Consider the following 16,504-nt stretch of genomic DNA (forward strand, 5'->3'; position numbering starts at 1 on the left):
CAGTGTTTCGGTGGTCATAGCGTCAGGGAAACGCCCGGTCCCATTCCGAACCCGGAAGCTAAGCCTGACAGCGCCGATGGTACTGCAACCGAAGGGTTGTGGGAGAGTAGGACACCGCCGGACTAACATTGAACAAGGTCTGGGACCTGGTCGAGAACCCCGAGTTCTCCCAGGTCCCAGACCTTTTTCATACCCATCTCCGCCAGGTGACAGCAAAGGTCCCTTGCTCTCTCCGCGGCCTCGCTCAGCTCTGCCGACCGACCGCACGTCGGCGCACAGGCGACGAGAAGACCAGCGAAGTCGTCGTCTCCCCATAGCGCTGCATCCGCTCTACGAGCTCCTCCAACTCCGCGGTGTTCCGGCAGGCGACCCGCACAAGCCAGCACTCGTCACCCGTGACGTGATCGGCGTCGAGCACCTGTGGCAGGACCAGAATGGTTTCGCGGAAGCGAGCCGTGTCGAGGCTCCGTACCTTCGCCCGGACTATCGCCTCGATCGGTAGCCCGAGCTTCGCCAGGTCGACCCCGGCCGAGTATCCGGTGATTATCCCCCTCTCCTCGAGCCGGCGGACCCGCTCGGTCACCGCGGGTGCGGACAGCGACACCCGTCGGCCGAGCTCCGAGAAGGTCAGCCGGCCGTCGGACTGGAGCAGTTCGAGTAACTGCCAGTCGAGATCATCGAGGTTCACGGAACTCCAGGTCGATCGTCATGCCCGCCAGGGATCTCCAGGCTAACCGGCGGTGAGACCTGGATTCTCCGATGTTCGGATCGAACAGTGAGCAGCAGGATTGAGGTATGACGACCGAACCCCGCGTACTGATGTTTCCGGCCCTGGACAGTGCGACCGCGGCCGCGCACCTGCGAGCCGAACTCGCACTCGAGGTGGACCCCGACGACCTTGTCCAAGACCTCACGTCTGATGCTCGGCACGGGTACGTGATCGTCGAGACCCGAGCAGCTGAAGCCTTCGCGTCGGCTCGCATCCCCGGTGCGATCAACCTCCCGTATCGGGACATGACGCCCGAGTCGGTCAGTGAGTTGGACCGCGCCCTCGTCTACGTCTGCTACTGCGAGAGCATCCACTGCAACGCCGCGACCAAGGGAGCCCTGAAACTCGCGGAGCTCGGCTTCAAGGTCAAACGGCTGTCCGGCGGCATCATCGCCTGGCAAGCAGCCGGCTATCCCATTGACCGGGACACCTTGGTGCCCGCCCTCACCTCCGCGCCCACCCCACGCTGCGCCTGCTGACCAGAGGGAGCAGGGGGACCTTTGCTACCGCCCGTCCCGGAGCGATAGCAAAGGTCCCCTGCTCTCCCAGGGTCGTAGGCTGGTGAGGTGACCGCTCCCAAGTTGCTCGTCATCCAGCCGGATGCATCAGACCCGATCGGCCCACTCGGCGACTGGCTCACCGAGGCGGGAGCCGAGCTCGACATCCGGTTGCTGCCCGATCAGACTCTCCCCGCCGTTCTTGATGGGTACGGGGGCGTCGTATGCCTCGGCGGCGGGATGGGCGCCAACGATGACGACGCACACCCGTGGCTCGCGGACGTGCGGAAGCTTCTTTCGAAGGCTGCTGGCGCGCGTATCCCGACGCTCGCGATCTGCCTCGGCGGTCAGCTCCTGGCGGTGGCGTTGGGCGGCAGCGTCGCGACCGGCGATCAAGGGCCTGAGGTCGGCCCAGGGCTCGTGTCCAAGAAGGACGCAGCCTGGATCGACCCGCTCTTCGCGGAACTGCCGCTCATGCAAGACGTCCTCCAGTTTCACAACGACGCGATCACCCGGCTGCCCGCGGGCGCCGAGCTTCTGGCCTCCTCGCCGCGGTATGCCTACCAGGCCTTCCGGTTCGACCGTTGTGCCTACGGTGTCCAGTTCCATGTCGAGACGACACCGGACGTGGTCCTCGACTGGGCGCGGCAATCGCCGGAAATGGCGGAACTCACCCGGCCGGACGTACTGACCCCGGAAAACCTCGCCCGAGTGCATGCCGATATCACCGAAACCTGGCGACCGTTCGCCCACCGCTTCGTCCGACTGGTGTCCGGTGACCTCGCCCCGGCTGCGGACCGTCAACGTACATTGCCGATGGCTTAACGACTTATGTCTCAAATGCGTATGGGTTATTAACACTCCGGTCTTGCCGTCAGGTACCTTGCGAAGGGAATTTCGAAGGGTTCGGAGGTCGGGGTGGAGCCCTCAGTGTTGGTCGTGCTCGTCGTCGTCACGGCCCTAATTTTCGATTTCACGAACGGGTTCCACGACACGGCCAACTCGATGGCGACGTCGATCGCCACCGGGGCGTTGCGTCCCAAGGTCGCGGTGACGATCTCCGCGGTTCTGAACCTGGTCGGGGCCTTCCTTTCGGTCGAAGTGGCCAAGACCATCTCGAATGGACTGGTCGACGACACCAAGATCGGACCGGCGATCGTGTTCGGTGGCCTGGTCGGGGCGATCGTATGGAACCTGGTCACCTGGTTCGTCGGACTGCCGTCCAGCTCGTCCCACGCGCTGTTCGGCGGGCTGATCGGCGCCACGTGGGTGTCGGCCGGGACGGACTCCGTCCATTTCGGAAAGATCGTCGAGAAGGTGCTGGTTCCAGCGGCGCTGTCGCCGGTCTTGGCAGGCCTCGCCGCGATGATCGTGACGTACTTCGTCTACCGGATCTTCGTCCGCCGCGGCCGCACTGCCGGCTTCCGAGTCGGGCAGATCATTTCGGCTTCGCTGGTCTCGCTCGCCCACGGTACGAACGACGCGCAGAAGACCATGGGTGTCATCACACTGACGATGATCACCGCGGGAACCCTCCCCGCCGGGGCCGGGCCGCCACTCTGGGTGATCGTCAGCGCGGCGTTGGCGCTGGCGCTCGGCACGTACCTTGGCGGCTGGCGAATCACCTACACGCTGGGTAAAGGGCTGACGGACATCGCCGGCCCGCAGGGCTTCGCCGCGCAGACCAGCTCGGCGGCGGTCATCCTCGCTTCGACGAACTTCGGCTTTCCGCTTTCGACCACTCACGTCTGTTCCGGAGGCATCGTCGGCTCCGGCGTGGGCAGGAACGAGTCACCGGTGCGCTGGCGCACGGCCGGCCGCATGGTGATCGCCTGGCTGTTCACGCTTCCGGCAGCGGCCATCGTCGGTGCCGGGGCCGGTCTCGTGACCTCGACGGGCACGGTGGGCACGATCTCCGTCGGCGTCGCCGGCCTGGCGATCGGCATCGGGATCTATCTCCTTTCCCGGCGGAGTCCCGTCAACGCCGGCAGCTTCACCACTCCCGCTCCGACCCGTCCTGAACCGGAAGTAGGCAGGATCGCCGCCTAGCGAAGCAAGGGACCTTTGGTACCGCCGCGCGAAGGCGACACCAAAGGTCCCTTGCTCCCTTGCGCGTCCGTCTGGTCATGGCCGGAAGGGCGACTACGGTGGAAGCCGATGGTTGAGCGCGCCAGGCCGACCGCTTCCGTGGCGAGATACGGCTTCACGGACCCCCGTGCCGACGGGCAGCTGCGTGCTGCCGGTTGGTGGACCGAATCCGGCCCGGACGGCTCCGCCGTCGACGTGTTGTCAGCACTCTCCCGTGCGGCGGATCCCGATCTCGCCCTGAGTGGGCTGGACCGGATCCGGGAAGCAGAGCCGTCCGCCTGGGACGAGCTCGACCAGGCGCTCCGCACCAACCGCACCTTCCGCGGCCGGATGCTCGGTGTCTTAGGCACTTCGAGCGCGCTCGCGGACTTCCTCGTCGCGAACACCGACTGCTGGAAGACCCTTGAACGCGAGAAGAGCGCCGAGCCGGATCAGTACGTGAATAGCCTGCTCGAGCATCTTCGGCCGGAAGGGGAACTGCTCACAGGGCTTGAGTCGGAGCAGGCTCTTCGCATCGGGTATCGCGAGCTGCTCCTCGGAATCGCGGCCGCGGACCTCGGTCATCTGGTCGAACCAGGCCTCCGCCAGCCGCCCTATGCCGAGATCGGCGCACAGCTCACCACGCTGGCCGAGGCCGCGCTTTCGGTAGGACTTCTGGTCGCGGAGGCCGAGGTGGGCGCCGGGGTTGACGGCCGGCTCGCCGTGATCGCGATGGGTAAATGCGGTGGTCGAGAGCTGAACTACGTAAGTGACGTGGATGTCATCTTCGTCGGTGACGGCGATCTTTCGGTTTCCACGCGGCTGGCCAGCACGATGATGCGCGTGGTCGGCAAGGCCTGTTTCGAGGTCGATGCGGCGTTGCGTCCCGAGGGCAAGGCGGGCGCCTTGGTCCGGACTCTCGACGGACATGCCACCTACTATCAGAAGTGGGCCAAGACCTGGGAGTTCCAGGCCTTGCTCAAGGCACGGCCGGTCGCGGGCGATGCCGAGCTCGGGCGCCAGTACGCGGAGATGGTCGCGCCGAAGGTGTGGGCAGCGGCCGATCGGGAGAATTTCGTTCCCGAGGTGCAGAAGATGCGGCGCCGCGTCGAAGGCCATGTGCCGTCCGCGCACGCCGAGCGGGAGCTGAAGCTCGGACGTGGAGGCCTTCGCGACGTCGAGTTCGCCGTGCAGTTGCTGCAATTGGTCCACGGCCGGATCGACGCGGAGCTACGTTCTCCGTCCACGTTGGACGCACTCGCCGCCTTGGGAGAAGGCGGGTACGTCGGCCGTAAGGATGCCGCGGAGCTCGCCTCCTCGTACGTGTTTCTCCGGACCATCGAGCATCGGCTCCAGCTTCGCCGACTACGGCGTACGCACCTGTTCCCAGCCGCCTCCGACTCCAGCGAGCTGCGAACGATCGCGAGGGCGAGCGGTGTGCGGCCCGCCCGTGGCAGAAGCGAAGGCGACGCGTTGCTGGCGGAATTCCGCCGCCACCTGCAGAGCATCCGCCGCCTTCACGAGAAACTCTTCTACCGGCCGCTGCTGCAATCGGTCGCGAACGTGCCGACCGAAGCGCTACGGCTGACTACGAAACAGGCGGAGAGCCGCCTCGCCGCGCTCGGCTATGCCGCGCCGGACGGGGCGCTGCAGCACATCAAGGCGCTGACCGCGGGAATGTCCCGTCGGGCGGCCATTCAGCAGGCACTGCTGCCGGTCCTGCTGGATCTCATCGCCGACACCCCGGACCCTGACCGTGGACTTCTGTCCTACCGGAAGGTCTCGGAAGCGCTCGAAGAAACGCCTTGGTACCTCAGGGTCCTCCGTGACGAGGGGGCTGTCGTCGAGCGGCTCGCGTTCCTGCTGGGCACGTCGCGGCTGGTGCCGGACCTGCTGGCGAGAGCGCCGGAAGTCCTGCAGCTGCTCGGTGATCCCGCGCGGCTGGCCGGTCGCACTCCGGTCGAAGTAGCCACCTCGCTGCGAGCCGCGGTGCGGCGCCAGCCCGGTTTGAACGCCGCGGTCGCGGCCGCGAGATCACTTCGCCGACATGAGATGTTGCGGATCGCATCGGCAGACCTGCTGGGTCTGCTCGACGTCCCAGCCGTCTGTGAGGCGTTGTCGAGTGTGTGGGCCGCCGTGTTGCAGGGCGCCTTGGCCGCTGCTTTTCGCCAACGTCAGACGGAACTCGGCCAGACGCCCGCGAAGATCGCTGTCATCGGAATGGGGCGTCTCGGTGGGGCCGAACTCGGCTATGGATCCGACGCGGATGTCCTCTTCGTATGCGAGCCGGCCGAGGGGGTGTCGGACTCCGAAGCGGCGAAGTTCGCTTCCTCTGTTGCCGAGACGGTGCGCAAGATCCTCGGTGCGCCCAGCCCCGACCCGGCGTTGGTCGTCGACGCCGATCTCCGGCCGGAGGGGAGGAGCGGTCCCTTGGTGCGGACCCTCGAGTCCTACCGCAGTTACTACGGGCGGTGGGCCGAGGTCTGGGAATCCCAAGCGCTGCTCCGCGCCCGGTTCATCGCCGGCGACGACGACCTCGGTGCGCGGTTCATCGAGATGATCGACCCCATTCGCTACCCGCAGGAAGGCCTCGACGCGGTCCGGGTGAGGGAGATCAGGCGGATCAAGGCACGGGTGGAGACCGAACGGATGCCCAAGGGCGCCGACCCGACACGGCACACGAAGCTCGGGCGTGGAGGGCTCGCCGACGTGGAGTGGACCGTGCAGCTCATGCAGCTGCGTCACGGGCATCAGGTCGAAGGGCTTCGGACCACCTCGACGATCGAGGCGCTGAAGGCCGCGGGGGAGGCCGGGCTCGCCGACCTCGCCGAGATCGAATCCCTGACCGAGGCATGGTTGCTGGCGACGCGTGTCCGTAACGCCGGGATGCTGGTCAGGGGTAAAGCCGTCGACGAGATCCCCAGCTCCGGTCGAGACCTCGCCGCGGTCGCACGAGTGCTCGGCTACTCAGCCGACGACGATCCAGGCGAGTTCCTCGATGCCTACCGGCGGACGACGCGACGTGCCCACGCAGTTGTGGAGACCCTCTTCTACCAGGGCTGACCGGTGGTGACCTGTGGTAAGTGAGCAAGGGACCTTTGCTGTCACTTGATCACGGGTGGCCGAAGCGGCAGCAAAGGTCCCTTGCTCACACTCGGCGTCGCGGACGGAGAGCGGCCCTTACAGTGGACCGGTGACTGTGCGCGAGCCATTTCGCACCCGGATCAAGGTGCGCCACTACGAGCTGGACACTCTCGGCCATCTCAACCACGCCGTTTACCACTCGTACGGCGAGGTCTCCAGACTCGAGCTGATGGAGCTCGCAGGTGGCCTGAACTCGGGCATGCGCGACGCGAATCTTGCCTTCGTGCTGCTCGAATCCCACATCGTGTTCCGGCGCGAGCTTCGGGCAGGCGATGTCGTCGACGTGACCTGCGACGCCAAGTTCGGTACCGGCAAGACCTTCCACATGGACTCGAACATCTACAAGATCGACGGCACCCTCTCCGCGGAGATCACTTGCACCTTGGGACTGATGGATCTCGAGCGACGCAAACTCGTGGATGACCCGCGTGGCCGTATCGAGCGGGCGGGCGTCGATCTGAAGGTTCTTTCCACTTCGGAGTAGTCGCGCCGCGTAGATCCAAATAAGAAACGCCGGTGGTGAGGGCGTTTCCGCACCTCACCACCGGCGTGCTCTGGGTGTTGCTACCGCACGACTTACACGTCGTAGTACAGCGAGAACTCGTACGGGTGCGGACGCAGCCGCAGCGGGTCGATCTCGTTCTCACGCTTGTAGGAGATCCACGTGTCGATCACGTCGGGGGTGAACACGCCACCCTCGAGCAGGTAGTCGTGGTCGGCTTCCAGCGTGTCGAGAACCGCGCCGAGGTCGCCAGGGACGAGCTTGACGTTCTGGGCCTCCTCCGGCGGGAGTTCGTAGAGGTCCTTGTCGATGGGCTCCGGCGGCTCGATCTTGTTCTTGATGCCGTCGAGGCCGGCCATCATCATCGCCGAGAACGCCAGGTACGGGTTGCCGGACGAGTCCGGGCACCGGAACTCGGCGCGCTTGGCCTTCGGGTTGTTGCCCGTGATGGGGATACGGACACAAGCCGACCGGTTCCGCTGCGAGTACACCAGGCTGACCGGTGCCTCGAAGCCCGGCACGAGCCGGTGGTACGAGTTGACGGTCGGGTTGGTGAAGGCCAGCAGGCTCGGCGCGTGCTTGAGCAGACCACCGATGTAGTGACGGGCCGTGTCGGACAGGCCCGCGTACCCCGACTCGTCGTGGAACAGCGGCGTGCCGTCCTTCCACAGCGACTGGTGGCAGTGCATGCCCGAGCCATTGTCACCGGCGAGCGGCTTCGGCATGAAGGTCGCGGTCTTGCCGGCGGCGAACACGGTGTTCTTCACGATGTACTTGAACAGCTGCAGGTCGTCCGCAGCGTGCAGCAGCGTGTTGAACTTGTAGTTGATCTCGGTCTGACCGGCGGTGCCCACCTCGTGGTGCGCGCGCTCGATCTCGAAACCGGAGCCCTGCAGGTTGCGGACGATCTCGTCACGCAGGTCGGCGAAGTGGTCGACCGGCGGGACGGGGAAGTAGCCGCCCTTGAACTTCGTCTTGTAACCCTGGTTGCCGCCCGGCACGTCGGCACCGGTGTTCCACCAGCCCTCGACGGAGTCGATCTCGTGGAACGAGGCGTGCTCGGCGGAGTCGAACCGGATCGAGTCGAAGATGTAGAACTCGGCTTCCGGACCGAAGAACACGTTGTCAGCGACGCCGTACTCGGAGATGTACTGCTCGGCTTTACGCGCGATGTTGCGCGGGTCGCGGCTGTACGCCTCACGGGTGAACGGGTCGTGCACGAAGAAGTTCAGCGAGAGCGTCTTCGCCTTGCGGAACGGGTCGATACGCGCCGTTTCGGGGTCCGGGAGGAGCAGCATGTCGGATTCGTGGATCGACTGGAACCCGCGCACCGAGGAGCCGTCGAAGGCAAGGCCTTCTTCGTAAGCTTCCTCGTTGAACGCCTTCGCCGGAACGGTGAAGTGCTGCATAACGCCGGGCAGGTCGCAGAACCTGACGTCGACGACCTCTACGTTCTCGTCGGCGATTAGGCGCTGAATGTCGTCTGGAGTAGTGGGCACCCTCGGTGACTCCTTCTCGTTCGTTGCCGGCGGCAGTACTCTCTTCGGCTCACGCTAAGAGCGCGGTGTTGCCCGACCGTCACCCGTATGTTTCGCCGGTGTTAACGGGGCGGCGATATCGGGTAGTCGACCAGGGCGAATGTGGCCCGCGCCACCGGCATACCCTGGATGGGTGGCGAGATGGACCGGAGAATGGCTACCCGGAGCCGGGGATGGAACGACGGCCGGTGGCGAGGGTACGCAGCGGTGGCGTGGTGAGCGACTCGGCTTGCCCCAATCGGGTGTCGGCTCGGTGGCGGGCGGCGGCGCACGTCTTCTAGGGCTGATAATCGATTTGGTTCTCGCCTCGCTGGTCACCACCCTCTTCGTGACACCCAGCCTTCAGGATCCGGCTGTCATGCAGACGTTCAATCTCTGGTCGGTCGGCGTCTGGGCGGCGATCACGGCCATTCCCGCGGCTTTCTTCGGCTTCACCCCCGGTATGGCAGCGGTTGGGATCCGCGTCGCCAGGCTCGATGGCGCGCAAATGGTCGGTGTGTGGCGTGCCGTCGTTCGGGCGGCGCTGACCTTCGTGATCATTCCGGCGGCGATCCGCAACATCGACGGCCGAAGCTGGCTCGACCGGCTGACCGGCACCGTCGTGATCCGCATGCGATGACCGCGGATGGAGAGCAAGGGACCTTTGCTCTCGCCGGAGGAAACGGCTGCCGAACCGGCTGTGGTCAGGCGGCCGGTGCTGTAGGGGTGCAGCCGACATCCGGAGGTGGGCGTTGACGAGCGCGGCGGTGGGCTGCTCGCAGCTCCTGGATCACTACCAGTGGCTCGGCTCGTAGCCGCGCGGGACTTATCTGGACGACGATAAGGCCTGGTGCGACAAGCGCCGGCGCCTCGCGCACCTTGCCCGGTTCGAGAGCGACCTCGTCATAACGAACTTGCACGGCGACGCCGACCTGCGGCCACCAGGCGTCGGCGACCCCGACTACCTTCCCGTCCGAAGTTCGTAGCTCTGCATTCCGCGCGGGGCAGGGCAAGCCGCTGCGCTCGAGTACGGACTCCAGCCATTGCTCGACGGCGGAGTCGACGCCGTCCTGGAGGGCGTTGACGACGATTCGGGGCAGTGCCGAGCCGATCGTGCTGGCTTGCGCCAGTTCGTCTCGAAGTTCCTCTGGAGTGCAGAGCCCACGATGGACCGCGTCGTGGATCATCTCGCGCACCGTCTTGAGTTCGTCCATGCGCCTAGCCGCGTCGATCAGGGCCCGGGCGAGTGGGGCTACGGGCAGTCCGTCGATCTCAACTGGTTCCGGCAGGTGGATCGTTCGCTCGACGACGGCGAACCCCCAGGTGGCGACCTTGCTCCGATGAGGAATCAAGGTGTGGGCCCGTCTTTCGGGCGGGAGTCTTCGGACTCCGTACAGCCTGGCGGCCTGTACTCCGGTGAGCATCGCCTCTGGGCCTGCGTGGGTCAGGGCGACCTTCAAGAACTGGCGGCTGGTCGGTGTGGCGTTGGTCAGGAGGATGACGCCGGGGATCGGACGTCGCCATGGACCGCCTTCGCGGCAACGGCGAGAGATCCAGGAATGGGAGTGCCCCAGGGCGACAAGCTTCGCCCGGGCGGCCACGCCGTCCGGGAACATCGCTGCCAGCGCCGTCTCCCGGGCGCTTGAGGTTTTGTCCACTCAGTGATCATGCGACCACGCACCGACAGTTTTCGTCCGGAGACGAATCAGGGGTCCTTTGCTACCGCATGCGGTAGCAAAGGACCCCTGATTCTCGCTTGGTCAGCGGCGGCGGATGGTGCGCTGGACGTTGCGCATCTTCGCGCCGGCAGGCATCGGACCCTTGGGCATCGCGGCGCCGCGGCTGCCGAGGGCGGCCAGCTTCGCTTCCAGCGCGTCGACCTGGGCAGGCTTGAGGTTCCGCGGGAGCTTCATGAGGTGGCTCTGCAGCTTCTTCAGCGGCACCTGCTGGTCTTCGTTCCCGATGATCACGTTGTAGATCGGGGTCTCACCGATCAAACGGGACACACGCTTCTTCTCCTGCGCGAGCAGGGACTTCACGCGGTGCGGCGCGCCTTCGGCGACGAGCACGACGCCCGGCCCGCCGAGCACCCGGTGCACGGCGTCGAGCTGAGTCGTGGCCGCGACGGTCGGCGTCACCTTCCAGCGGCCTCGCATGTTTTCGAGTGCCCAGGCCGCGGCACCCGGCTGTCCATCGGCTTTCGAGTACACGGTCTTCTGGACCCGCCTGCCGAAGATGATCACAGCGGCGAGCGCGCCGAGCAGAATGCCCAGCGGCAGCACGACCCAGTGGACGTCGAAGATGAACCCGATGCCGAACACGACACCCGTGATGACCAGGAGTGATCCGGCCATCCAGGGGATGAGCGCCTTGTCTTCCTTGCGCTGCATCTTGAAGGCCTCGAAGATCTGCCCGCGGCGAGCCTTGCTCGCGGCACGCTTCTCCTTCTTGGCCAGCTTCGCTGCTTCCTTGTCCTGCTTTCCCGCCATGTGTCCAGGATACGGCCGCGTGCCCTGCGACGATCCCGTCGGGCCCTCTGCGAGGATCGGGGCGTGGTTAGCGCATCGTCCCCGAAGAGTCGTCCAGGCCTGCTCGATGGGCTCGATCCCGAGCAACGTGCCGCCGCCTGCGCGCCGAGGGGGCCGGTCTGTGTCCTCGCCGGAGCGGGGACCGGCAAGACGCGGACGATCACGCATCGCATCGCCCACCTGGTCCGTTCCGGCCATGTCGCCGCTGGTCAGGTGCTCGCAGTCACTTTCACGACCCGTGCCGCGGGCGAGATGCGCGCTCGCCTTCGGGGCCTGGGTGTCGACGCCGCCCAGGCGCTCACCTTCCACGCGGCCGCCCGCCGCCAGCTTCGGTACTTCTGGCCGCAGGTAGTCGGGGATCGGCCTTGGGAGCTGCTCGAGAACAAGTTCCGTTACATCAGCCAAGCCGCCAACAAGGCCGGTCTCGGCACCGAGACGGAACTGCTGCGCGACCTCGCCAGTGAGATCGAGTGGAGCAAGGCCTCTTTGGTGTCGCCGGACGACTATCCGGCGGTCGCCGCGCGGACACAGCGGGACACGCCGGCGCCCGCGTCGCAGGTAGCGGAGGTCTACCGCAACTACGAGAAGGTCAAGAACGCCGCCCAGGTTCTCGACTTCGACGACCTGCTCCTGCACACAACCGCAGTCCTCGAGGAGCACACGGTGGTGGCCCAGGAGTTCCGCGAGCGCTACCGCTGCTTCGTCGTCGACGAGTACCAGGACGTCACCCCGCTGCAGCAGCGGCTGCTCGACGCGTGGCTCGGTGGCCGCGACGACTTGACCGTCGTCGGCGACGCCAACCAGACCATCTACTCGTTCGGTGGTGCCTCTCCGCGGCCGCTGCTGGAGTTCACACGAAGGTTCCCCGAGGCGACGGTCGTGAGGCTGGAGCGGGACTACCGGTCGACGCCGGAGGTCGTGGCTCTCGCCAATCAGGTGATCGGTGCAGCGCGTGGCCGTCCCGCTGGGTCGAGGCTGAAACTCGTCGGCCAGCGTCCTTCGGGTCCGGTCCCGCGTTTCGCCGAGTACGACGACGAGACCGCCGAGGCGGCCGCTGTCGCACGCAGGATCCGTGATCTGCTCGACAGTGGAGTGGCGGCCAGCGAGATCGCGGTGCTCTACCGCGTGAACGCCCAGTCGGAGGCCTACGAGCAGGCGCTGGCGGAGGTCGGAATTCCGTACCTGGTCCGTGGTGGCGAGCGCTTCTTCGCCAGGGCCGAGGTCCGGCAGGCGATGTCGGCGTTGCGGATGGCGTCGACCGATGCCGACACCGGGGAGCTGGTGACCCGGGTTCGCTCCGTCCTGGCGAAGGTCGGACTCACCGATCAGCCTCCTGCCGGAGGTGCGGCGAAAGAGCGGTGGGACGCGCTTCTGTCGATCGTCGAGTTGGCCGAAGAGCTGGCCTCCACCGTCGATGACGCGGATCTGCCCCGCTTCGTGGCGGAGCTCGAGCAGCGGGCGACCGCGCAGCATCCGCCGACGGTGGAGGGCATCACCCTGGCCTCGCTGCACGCGGCGAAAGGTCTCGAATGGGATGCCGTGTTCCTCGTGGGGCTCGCCGAGGGGACCGTGCCGATCCTTCACGCTGACGGTGATGACGCGGCCATCGAAGAAGAGCGTCGACTCTTCTATGTCGGTGTCACTCGAGCTCGAGAGCACCTGTCGCTGTCGTGGGCCTTGGCCAGGACGTCGGGAAACCGCCGCAATCGGCGGCGCAGCCGCTTCCTCTACGGCCTCATCCCCGAAGACCACCCGGCGGCGAGGGTCGCCCGATCGCAACAGCCGAAGCAGTCCGGCAACAAGGCCCGGTGCCGGGTGTGCGGTGGGCCGCTGCTGGAGACACTGGACATCAAGCTGGGTCGTTGCTCCCGTTGCCCGTCCAACGTGGATGAACAACTGCTCGAGAAGTTGAAGTCTTGGCGTGGCGAGCGTTCTCGTGAGCTCAAGGTGCCGGCGTTCGTCGTTTTCACGGACGCGACGCTGGTCGCCATCGCCGAGCAGCGACCGACCGATGACACTGCCTTGTGCGCCATCTCCGGGATCGGCGCGACGAAGCTAGAACGCTTCGGAGCGGAGGTTCTCGACGTCGTACGGGCCTCTGTGGAGACTTGACCGCGTCCCAGGCTTGATCCACGCGGCGAACCTGCTGCTCAGAGCCGATCTTCGTAGCTTCGACGGATTTTCTGGAAAATAAGTTGCCCCGGTGCGGCCGGTGGCAATAACCTGCAGGTACCGGGCGGGAAGCGCCTGGTCTGGGGAAGAACTTCTACAACACAGCGTAGACCGCAGGGCGGTTCGCGCGCGACAGAGAAAGGTGGTGCCGGTGAAATGACGATCAACATGATGCTCACGAACCCTGGCACCCGTCTGTCTTGCGTCGCGGAAGTCCCGCAGGCACAGCGCCAGGGCACCTTCATGCCCGTGAGCATCCTTGCCGCCCGCGGCACTCAGCGTCTCAACCGGACCTGGGTTACCGCCGACGAGGCCTTCACGCACGCTGCCGCCTTTGGTGGAGCGTACGTGAACGGCGGCGTCGATCTGCCGGTCATCAAGCAGTTCCGTGTTCCGTTGTCCAAACGGGAGCGAAGTTCCTGACCTAGTCAGGATCAGAGGCTCACGAAGGCCGCGGAACCGGTTACCGGATCCGCGGCCTTCGTGTTTTTTGCTGCACAAACAAGTTGGCTGCACAACCTAATTGGGGTTCAGCGTTGTCCAGTTCCACCGTGAGTACGAAATCCGTTACGGCACAGAGGAGTGCACTTATGTCATCGGCCATAGCTTTCGCGCCGGGGGAGGCCCTGCCTTTCGCCGACGCAGGCGTCGTCGACCTGCTCGACGCCATCGACTCGCCTGAGTCGATGCTTCCCTGCCGTTCGGGCGACGCGGACCTTTGGTTCGCCGAGTCGCCGGCAGAACTCGAGCGCGCGAAGGCGTTCTGCACGGACTGCCCGGTCCGTTCCGCGTGCCTCGCGGGCGCCCTTTCACGGCGGGAGCCGTGGGGTGTCTGGGGCGGCGAAATCTTCGAGCGTGGCGTTGTCGTCGCGCGGAAGCGGCCCCGTGGCCGCCCCCGGAAGAACCCGGTCGTCGAGCCCGCCGCCGAGGCTCGTCCCGTCGCCCGCAAGGTCGAGCGGAGCGCAGCGGCATGACCGTCGAACTCATCACCACCAGGGATTACGAGGCGCGGACGGGTTACCGCACTGTCACGCCGGCCAAGTTGAACGAGATCAAGGTCGAGGAGACCAGCGAGATGTTGCTTTATGAAGAACTGTCCAGGGTCCGAATACGAGACCTTGAGGAGGGAGTCCGCGCGCAGCGGGCTCGGAGCGGTCCACGCGCCGCACGCAGGTGGACCAAGGTCGCCCGCTGGGCGACCCGACGAGCCGAGCGCTTCCAGGCCTGACCACTCGGGGGAGCGGGGGACCTTTGCTATCGCGCCGCGACAGCAAAGGTCCCCCGCTCCCTTTTGGGCGTGGTGGGGCTTGGCGTGGTGTTCACTGGGGGAATGGCCGTACACACGCATGACGACATCGACTGGGCCGATCGGCTTCGATCGCTTCGCATGGCCGAGGTACTCGACGCCGAGCCGATGCGGGCGGCGGCCCGGCGGCTGTTGGAGGGCATGCCGGAGGGGCCGACCATCCTCGATGTCGGCTGCGGCGCGGGTGGGATGAGCGTGCTTTTCGCCGAGGAGCTCGCTGCTGTCGGCGCCAAGATCGTGCTGGTCGACGCGACCGAGCACCTGCTGGCCGAAGCACACCGGGTCGTCAGTGCGGCCGCGGGGGACAGGGCCGCCGTCGAGACGATCCATGCCGACGTGGCCGACGAAGGGTTGCCCGCCAAGCTCCCTCCCGCCGTTCTGGTCTGGGCTTCCCGCGTGGTCCATCACCTGCCCGATCAGCAGGCGGCCATCGGCATCCTCGCCCGGCTCGCCCGCCCCGGCGGGCTGGTCGCCATCGCCGAGGGCGGTTTGGACTTCAACTGCCTTCCCTGGGATCTCGGCATCGGCCGTCCCGGGCTCGAGGAGAGGCTGCTCGCCGCGCGTGGCGAGTGGTTCGCCGAGATGCGGGCAGGAATCCCCGCCTCCGTTTCCATGCCCTACGGCTGGAACATCGCGCTCCAACGGGCCGGCCTCGACGACGTCGATTCCTTCGGTGTGCTCATCCACCACCCGGCGCCCGGACCGGAGCTGCTGCGCGAGTTCGTCCTCGAACGGGTGACCTGGCTGAACGAGGTGGCAGGCGACCGCCTCGACGCCGAAGACCATGAGACCGCGGCAGCATTGGTTGATCCGGCGAACCCCGCCTTCCTCGGCGCACGCCGGGACTTGTTCCTGTTGGGGGCGAAAACGGTCCACTGTGGACGGCGATCGTGAGTGATCAGCCCGGCTGCTCCTTGTGCGGCCGGATCCGCGGCGTCGACGAGGAGTCCGCGCAGACGCTCGCCTGGGTTTCCACCCGTGAGAAGAACGTCGTGCGCTGGATGTGCCCTGCCTGCGCCCGCCGCCACACCCGTGACATCGAGGGAAAGCTGCCCGACGAGTACTGGTGAAGCACTCAGGCTGCGTCGATCCGGCCGATCGTGAGGACCTTCGGCCGAGGTGTCCGTGCCGCTTCGGCGAACGCTCTGACGAGCTCGGCGGCCACTTCCATCGGGACCTTCTTCATCTGGTCGATGGTGCAGCGGACCAAGACGGTTCCGGTCGCGGTCAGCGCCAGCGGGTGGAAATTCGCGGCGCCCTCTTTCGGGGCGCGGAACTGCCACGCCAGACCGATGTCGTCCCACCAGGCATCGGCAGAGCCGATGGGCCGCCCTCGTCTGTCGCAGAGCGTCGTGTTCCACGACGGCGAGGGCAGTGGGCAGCCGCTGAGGACCTTTTTCGCCAGCCCATGCGCGTAGGTCTCTTCGGGATCGATGCGCCGCAGAGCCGCTCGGACCGCAGCCGAACCTCTCCGGTTACCGGAATCGAGCTCCTCGCTGAGTTCTTCGAGCGTGCACAGACCCCAGTACAGGGGTAGCGAGATCAGCTCGTCGATCCGCGCGGGATCGAGCTCCAGCCGGGCCAGATCGAGTGCGGCCCGGGCCGGCGGGGCGAACGGGACGCCGTCGATCAAGGTCGGCGGCGGCATTCGCGTGGTTCTTCGGGGCAGCATGCCAGGCTCCGCCGGGACGCGCCGATAGTCGGGGACAAGGAGATGGACCTCCTGCGTTCTCTGGCAGTCGACGCCTCGTGCGCGCAGCGCGTCGGCACCCGTCACCACCACGTCCGGCCCGAACCGTGCGACAGCGGCTTGTAGCAGCTGAAGCCGGGTGGGCGCGGAGTCGCGCAACAAGATCACACCCGGCATCAGTCTTCGCCAAGGACCGCCAGGCCCACAGAGCTTCGCGGCGTAACGCGCGGTGACGCCCGCCTTCCGCAGCTCGCGGCTGGTGATGATCCCGGATTCGCTGGTGTTACTGAGCGCCATGAGTCGGGCGCTTCG

General features: G+C 66.4%; 17 protein-coding genes and 1 rRNA gene. 13 read left to right on the plus strand and 5 right to left on the minus strand.

Translation table 11 applies throughout. The annotated features are described in order from the left end of the window. Positions 1–6: 6 nt before the first annotated feature. A 5S ribosomal RNA gene (rrf, locus tag DL990_RS38885) occupies positions 7–123 on the plus strand. A 121-nt stretch (positions 124–244) separates the two neighbouring features. On the opposite strand, the gene DL990_RS38890 is transcribed toward rrf, so the two are convergent. Beyond that, positions 245–688 carry an Lrp/AsnC family transcriptional regulator gene (locus DL990_RS38890; protein WP_125801672.1) on the minus strand — a complete coding sequence of 148 codons (444 nt, stop codon included), beginning with the start codon at positions 686–688 and terminating at the stop codon, positions 245–247. A 107-nt stretch (positions 689–795) separates the two neighbouring features. On the opposite strand from DL990_RS38890, the gene DL990_RS38895 reads away from it, so the two are divergent. The 5 genes from DL990_RS38895 (at position 796) to DL990_RS38915 (ending at position 6,961) form a co-directional block, all read left to right on the plus strand. Beyond that, positions 796–1,248 carry a rhodanese-like domain-containing protein gene (locus DL990_RS38895; protein ID WP_125801673.1) on the plus strand — a complete coding sequence of 151 codons (453 nt, stop codon included), beginning with the start codon at positions 796–798 and terminating at the stop codon, positions 1,246–1,248. Positions 1,249–1,335: 87 nt separating this feature from the next. After that, positions 1,336–2,091 (plus strand): type 1 glutamine amidotransferase, encoded by a 756-nt coding sequence (locus DL990_RS38900; RefSeq protein WP_125801674.1) that lies wholly within the window; start codon positions 1,336–1,338, stop codon positions 2,089–2,091. Positions 2,092–2,184: 93 nt separating this feature from the next. Continuing rightward, a complete protein-coding gene (locus tag DL990_RS38905; RefSeq protein WP_199746783.1) occupies positions 2,185–3,315 on the plus strand; it encodes an inorganic phosphate transporter in 1,131 nt (376 codons plus the stop codon). Positions 3,316–3,423: 108 nt separating this feature from the next. After that, entirely contained in the window at positions 3,424–6,396 is a 2,973-nt protein-coding gene (locus DL990_RS38910; protein ID WP_125801675.1) for a bifunctional [glutamine synthetase] adenylyltransferase/[glutamine synthetase]-adenylyl-L-tyrosine phosphorylase, read from the plus strand. 130 nt (positions 6,397–6,526) lie between these two features. Continuing rightward, positions 6,527–6,961 carry a thioesterase family protein gene (locus tag DL990_RS38915; protein ID WP_043847922.1) on the plus strand — a complete coding sequence of 145 codons (435 nt, stop codon included), beginning with the start codon at positions 6,527–6,529 and terminating at the stop codon, positions 6,959–6,961. Positions 6,962–7,053: 92 nt separating this feature from the next. Here the strand turns inward: DL990_RS38915 and glnA are convergent, their stop codons facing one another. Continuing rightward, positions 7,054–8,478, minus strand: coding sequence for a type I glutamate--ammonia ligase (glnA, locus tag DL990_RS38920; protein WP_005167524.1), 1,425 nt, complete (start codon positions 8,476–8,478; stop codon positions 7,054–7,056). Positions 8,479–8,650: 172 nt separating this feature from the next. On the opposite strand from glnA, the gene DL990_RS38925 reads away from it, so the two are divergent. Next, the gene (locus DL990_RS38925; RefSeq protein WP_233599245.1) at positions 8,651–9,136 is read left to right on the plus strand and encodes an RDD family protein; all 486 of its coding nucleotides are present in this window, start codon (positions 8,651–8,653) and stop codon (positions 9,134–9,136) included. A 64-nt stretch (positions 9,137–9,200) separates the two neighbouring features. Here DL990_RS38925 and DL990_RS38930 read toward each other — a convergent pair whose 3' ends face one another. Beyond that, a complete protein-coding gene (locus DL990_RS38930; protein ID WP_125801676.1) occupies positions 9,201–10,154 on the minus strand; it encodes a hypothetical protein in 954 nt (317 codons plus the stop codon). A gap of 102 nt (positions 10,155–10,256) precedes the next feature. Then, positions 10,257–10,985, minus strand: a complete 729-nt coding sequence (locus tag DL990_RS38935) for a DUF4191 domain-containing protein (RefSeq protein ID WP_125789192.1) — start codon at positions 10,983–10,985, stop codon at positions 10,257–10,259. A gap of 63 nt (positions 10,986–11,048) precedes the next feature. Here DL990_RS38935 and DL990_RS38940 point away from each other — a divergent pair, with 63 nt between their 5' ends. The 6 genes from DL990_RS38940 to DL990_RS38965 all read left to right on the plus strand — a co-directional run bounded on the left by DL990_RS38940 (position 11,049) and on the right by DL990_RS38965 (position 15,572). Beyond that, a complete protein-coding gene (locus DL990_RS38940; protein ID WP_125789193.1) occupies positions 11,049–13,136 on the plus strand; it encodes an ATP-dependent DNA helicase UvrD2 in 2,088 nt (695 codons plus the stop codon). Between the two features lie 216 nt (positions 13,137–13,352). Then, on the plus strand, positions 13,353–13,619 hold the full coding sequence (locus DL990_RS38945; RefSeq protein WP_125789194.1) for a hypothetical protein: 267 nt from the start codon (positions 13,353–13,355) through the stop codon (positions 13,617–13,619). A gap of 167 nt (positions 13,620–13,786) precedes the next feature. Further along, positions 13,787–14,170: a WhiB family transcriptional regulator gene (locus tag DL990_RS38950; protein ID WP_125801677.1), complete on the plus strand. Its 384-nt coding sequence runs from the start codon at positions 13,787–13,789 to the stop codon at positions 14,168–14,170. Then, positions 14,167–14,424 (plus strand): hypothetical protein, encoded by a 258-nt coding sequence (locus tag DL990_RS38955; RefSeq protein WP_125801678.1) that lies wholly within the window; start codon positions 14,167–14,169, stop codon positions 14,422–14,424. Before DL990_RS38950 ends, DL990_RS38955 begins: the two co-directional genes overlap by 4 nt. A gap of 102 nt (positions 14,425–14,526) precedes the next feature. Continuing rightward, complete coding sequence (locus DL990_RS38960) at positions 14,527–15,396, plus strand: bifunctional 2-polyprenyl-6-hydroxyphenol methylase/3-demethylubiquinol 3-O-methyltransferase UbiG (RefSeq protein WP_125801679.1); 870 nt, start codon at positions 14,527–14,529, stop codon at positions 15,394–15,396. After that, a complete protein-coding gene (locus tag DL990_RS38965; RefSeq protein ID WP_125789197.1) occupies positions 15,393–15,572 on the plus strand; it encodes a hypothetical protein in 180 nt (59 codons plus the stop codon). The genes DL990_RS38960 and DL990_RS38965 overlap by 4 nt, the downstream gene beginning before the upstream one ends. Positions 15,573–15,577: 5 nt before the next feature. On the opposite strand, the gene DL990_RS38970 is transcribed toward DL990_RS38965, so the two are convergent. Further along, a complete protein-coding gene (locus tag DL990_RS38970; protein WP_125801680.1) occupies positions 15,578–16,489 on the minus strand; it encodes a hypothetical protein in 912 nt (303 codons plus the stop codon). Positions 16,490–16,504: the final 15 nt, after the last annotated feature.

Origin of the sequence: Amycolatopsis sp. WAC 01416 (assembly GCF_003947485.1) — a bacterium.
Taxonomy (GTDB): domain Bacteria; phylum Actinomycetota; class Actinomycetes; order Mycobacteriales; family Pseudonocardiaceae; genus Amycolatopsis.

Coding starts and splice junctions, on each gene's coding strand:
- DL990_RS38960 (WP_125801679.1), top strand. CDS start 14,527: ATGGCCGTACACACGCATGACGACATCGACTGGGCCGATCGGCTTCGA.
- DL990_RS38935 (WP_125789192.1), bottom strand. CDS start 10,985: ATGGCGGGAAAGCAGGACAAGGAAGCAGCGAAGCTGGCCAAGAAGGAG.
- DL990_RS38950 (WP_125801677.1), top strand. CDS start 13,787: ATGTCATCGGCCATAGCTTTCGCGCCGGGGGAGGCCCTGCCTTTCGCC.
- DL990_RS38970 (WP_125801680.1), bottom strand. CDS start 16,489: ATGGCGCTCAGTAACACCAGCGAATCCGGGATCATCACCAGCCGCGAG.
- DL990_RS38955 (WP_125801678.1), top strand. CDS start 14,167: ATGACCGTCGAACTCATCACCACCAGGGATTACGAGGCGCGGACGGGT.
- DL990_RS38910 (WP_125801675.1), top strand. CDS start 3,424: ATGGTTGAGCGCGCCAGGCCGACCGCTTCCGTGGCGAGATACGGCTTC.
- DL990_RS38895 (WP_125801673.1), top strand. CDS start 796: ATGACGACCGAACCCCGCGTACTGATGTTTCCGGCCCTGGACAGTGCG.
- DL990_RS38945 (WP_125789194.1), top strand. CDS start 13,353: ATGACGATCAACATGATGCTCACGAACCCTGGCACCCGTCTGTCTTGC.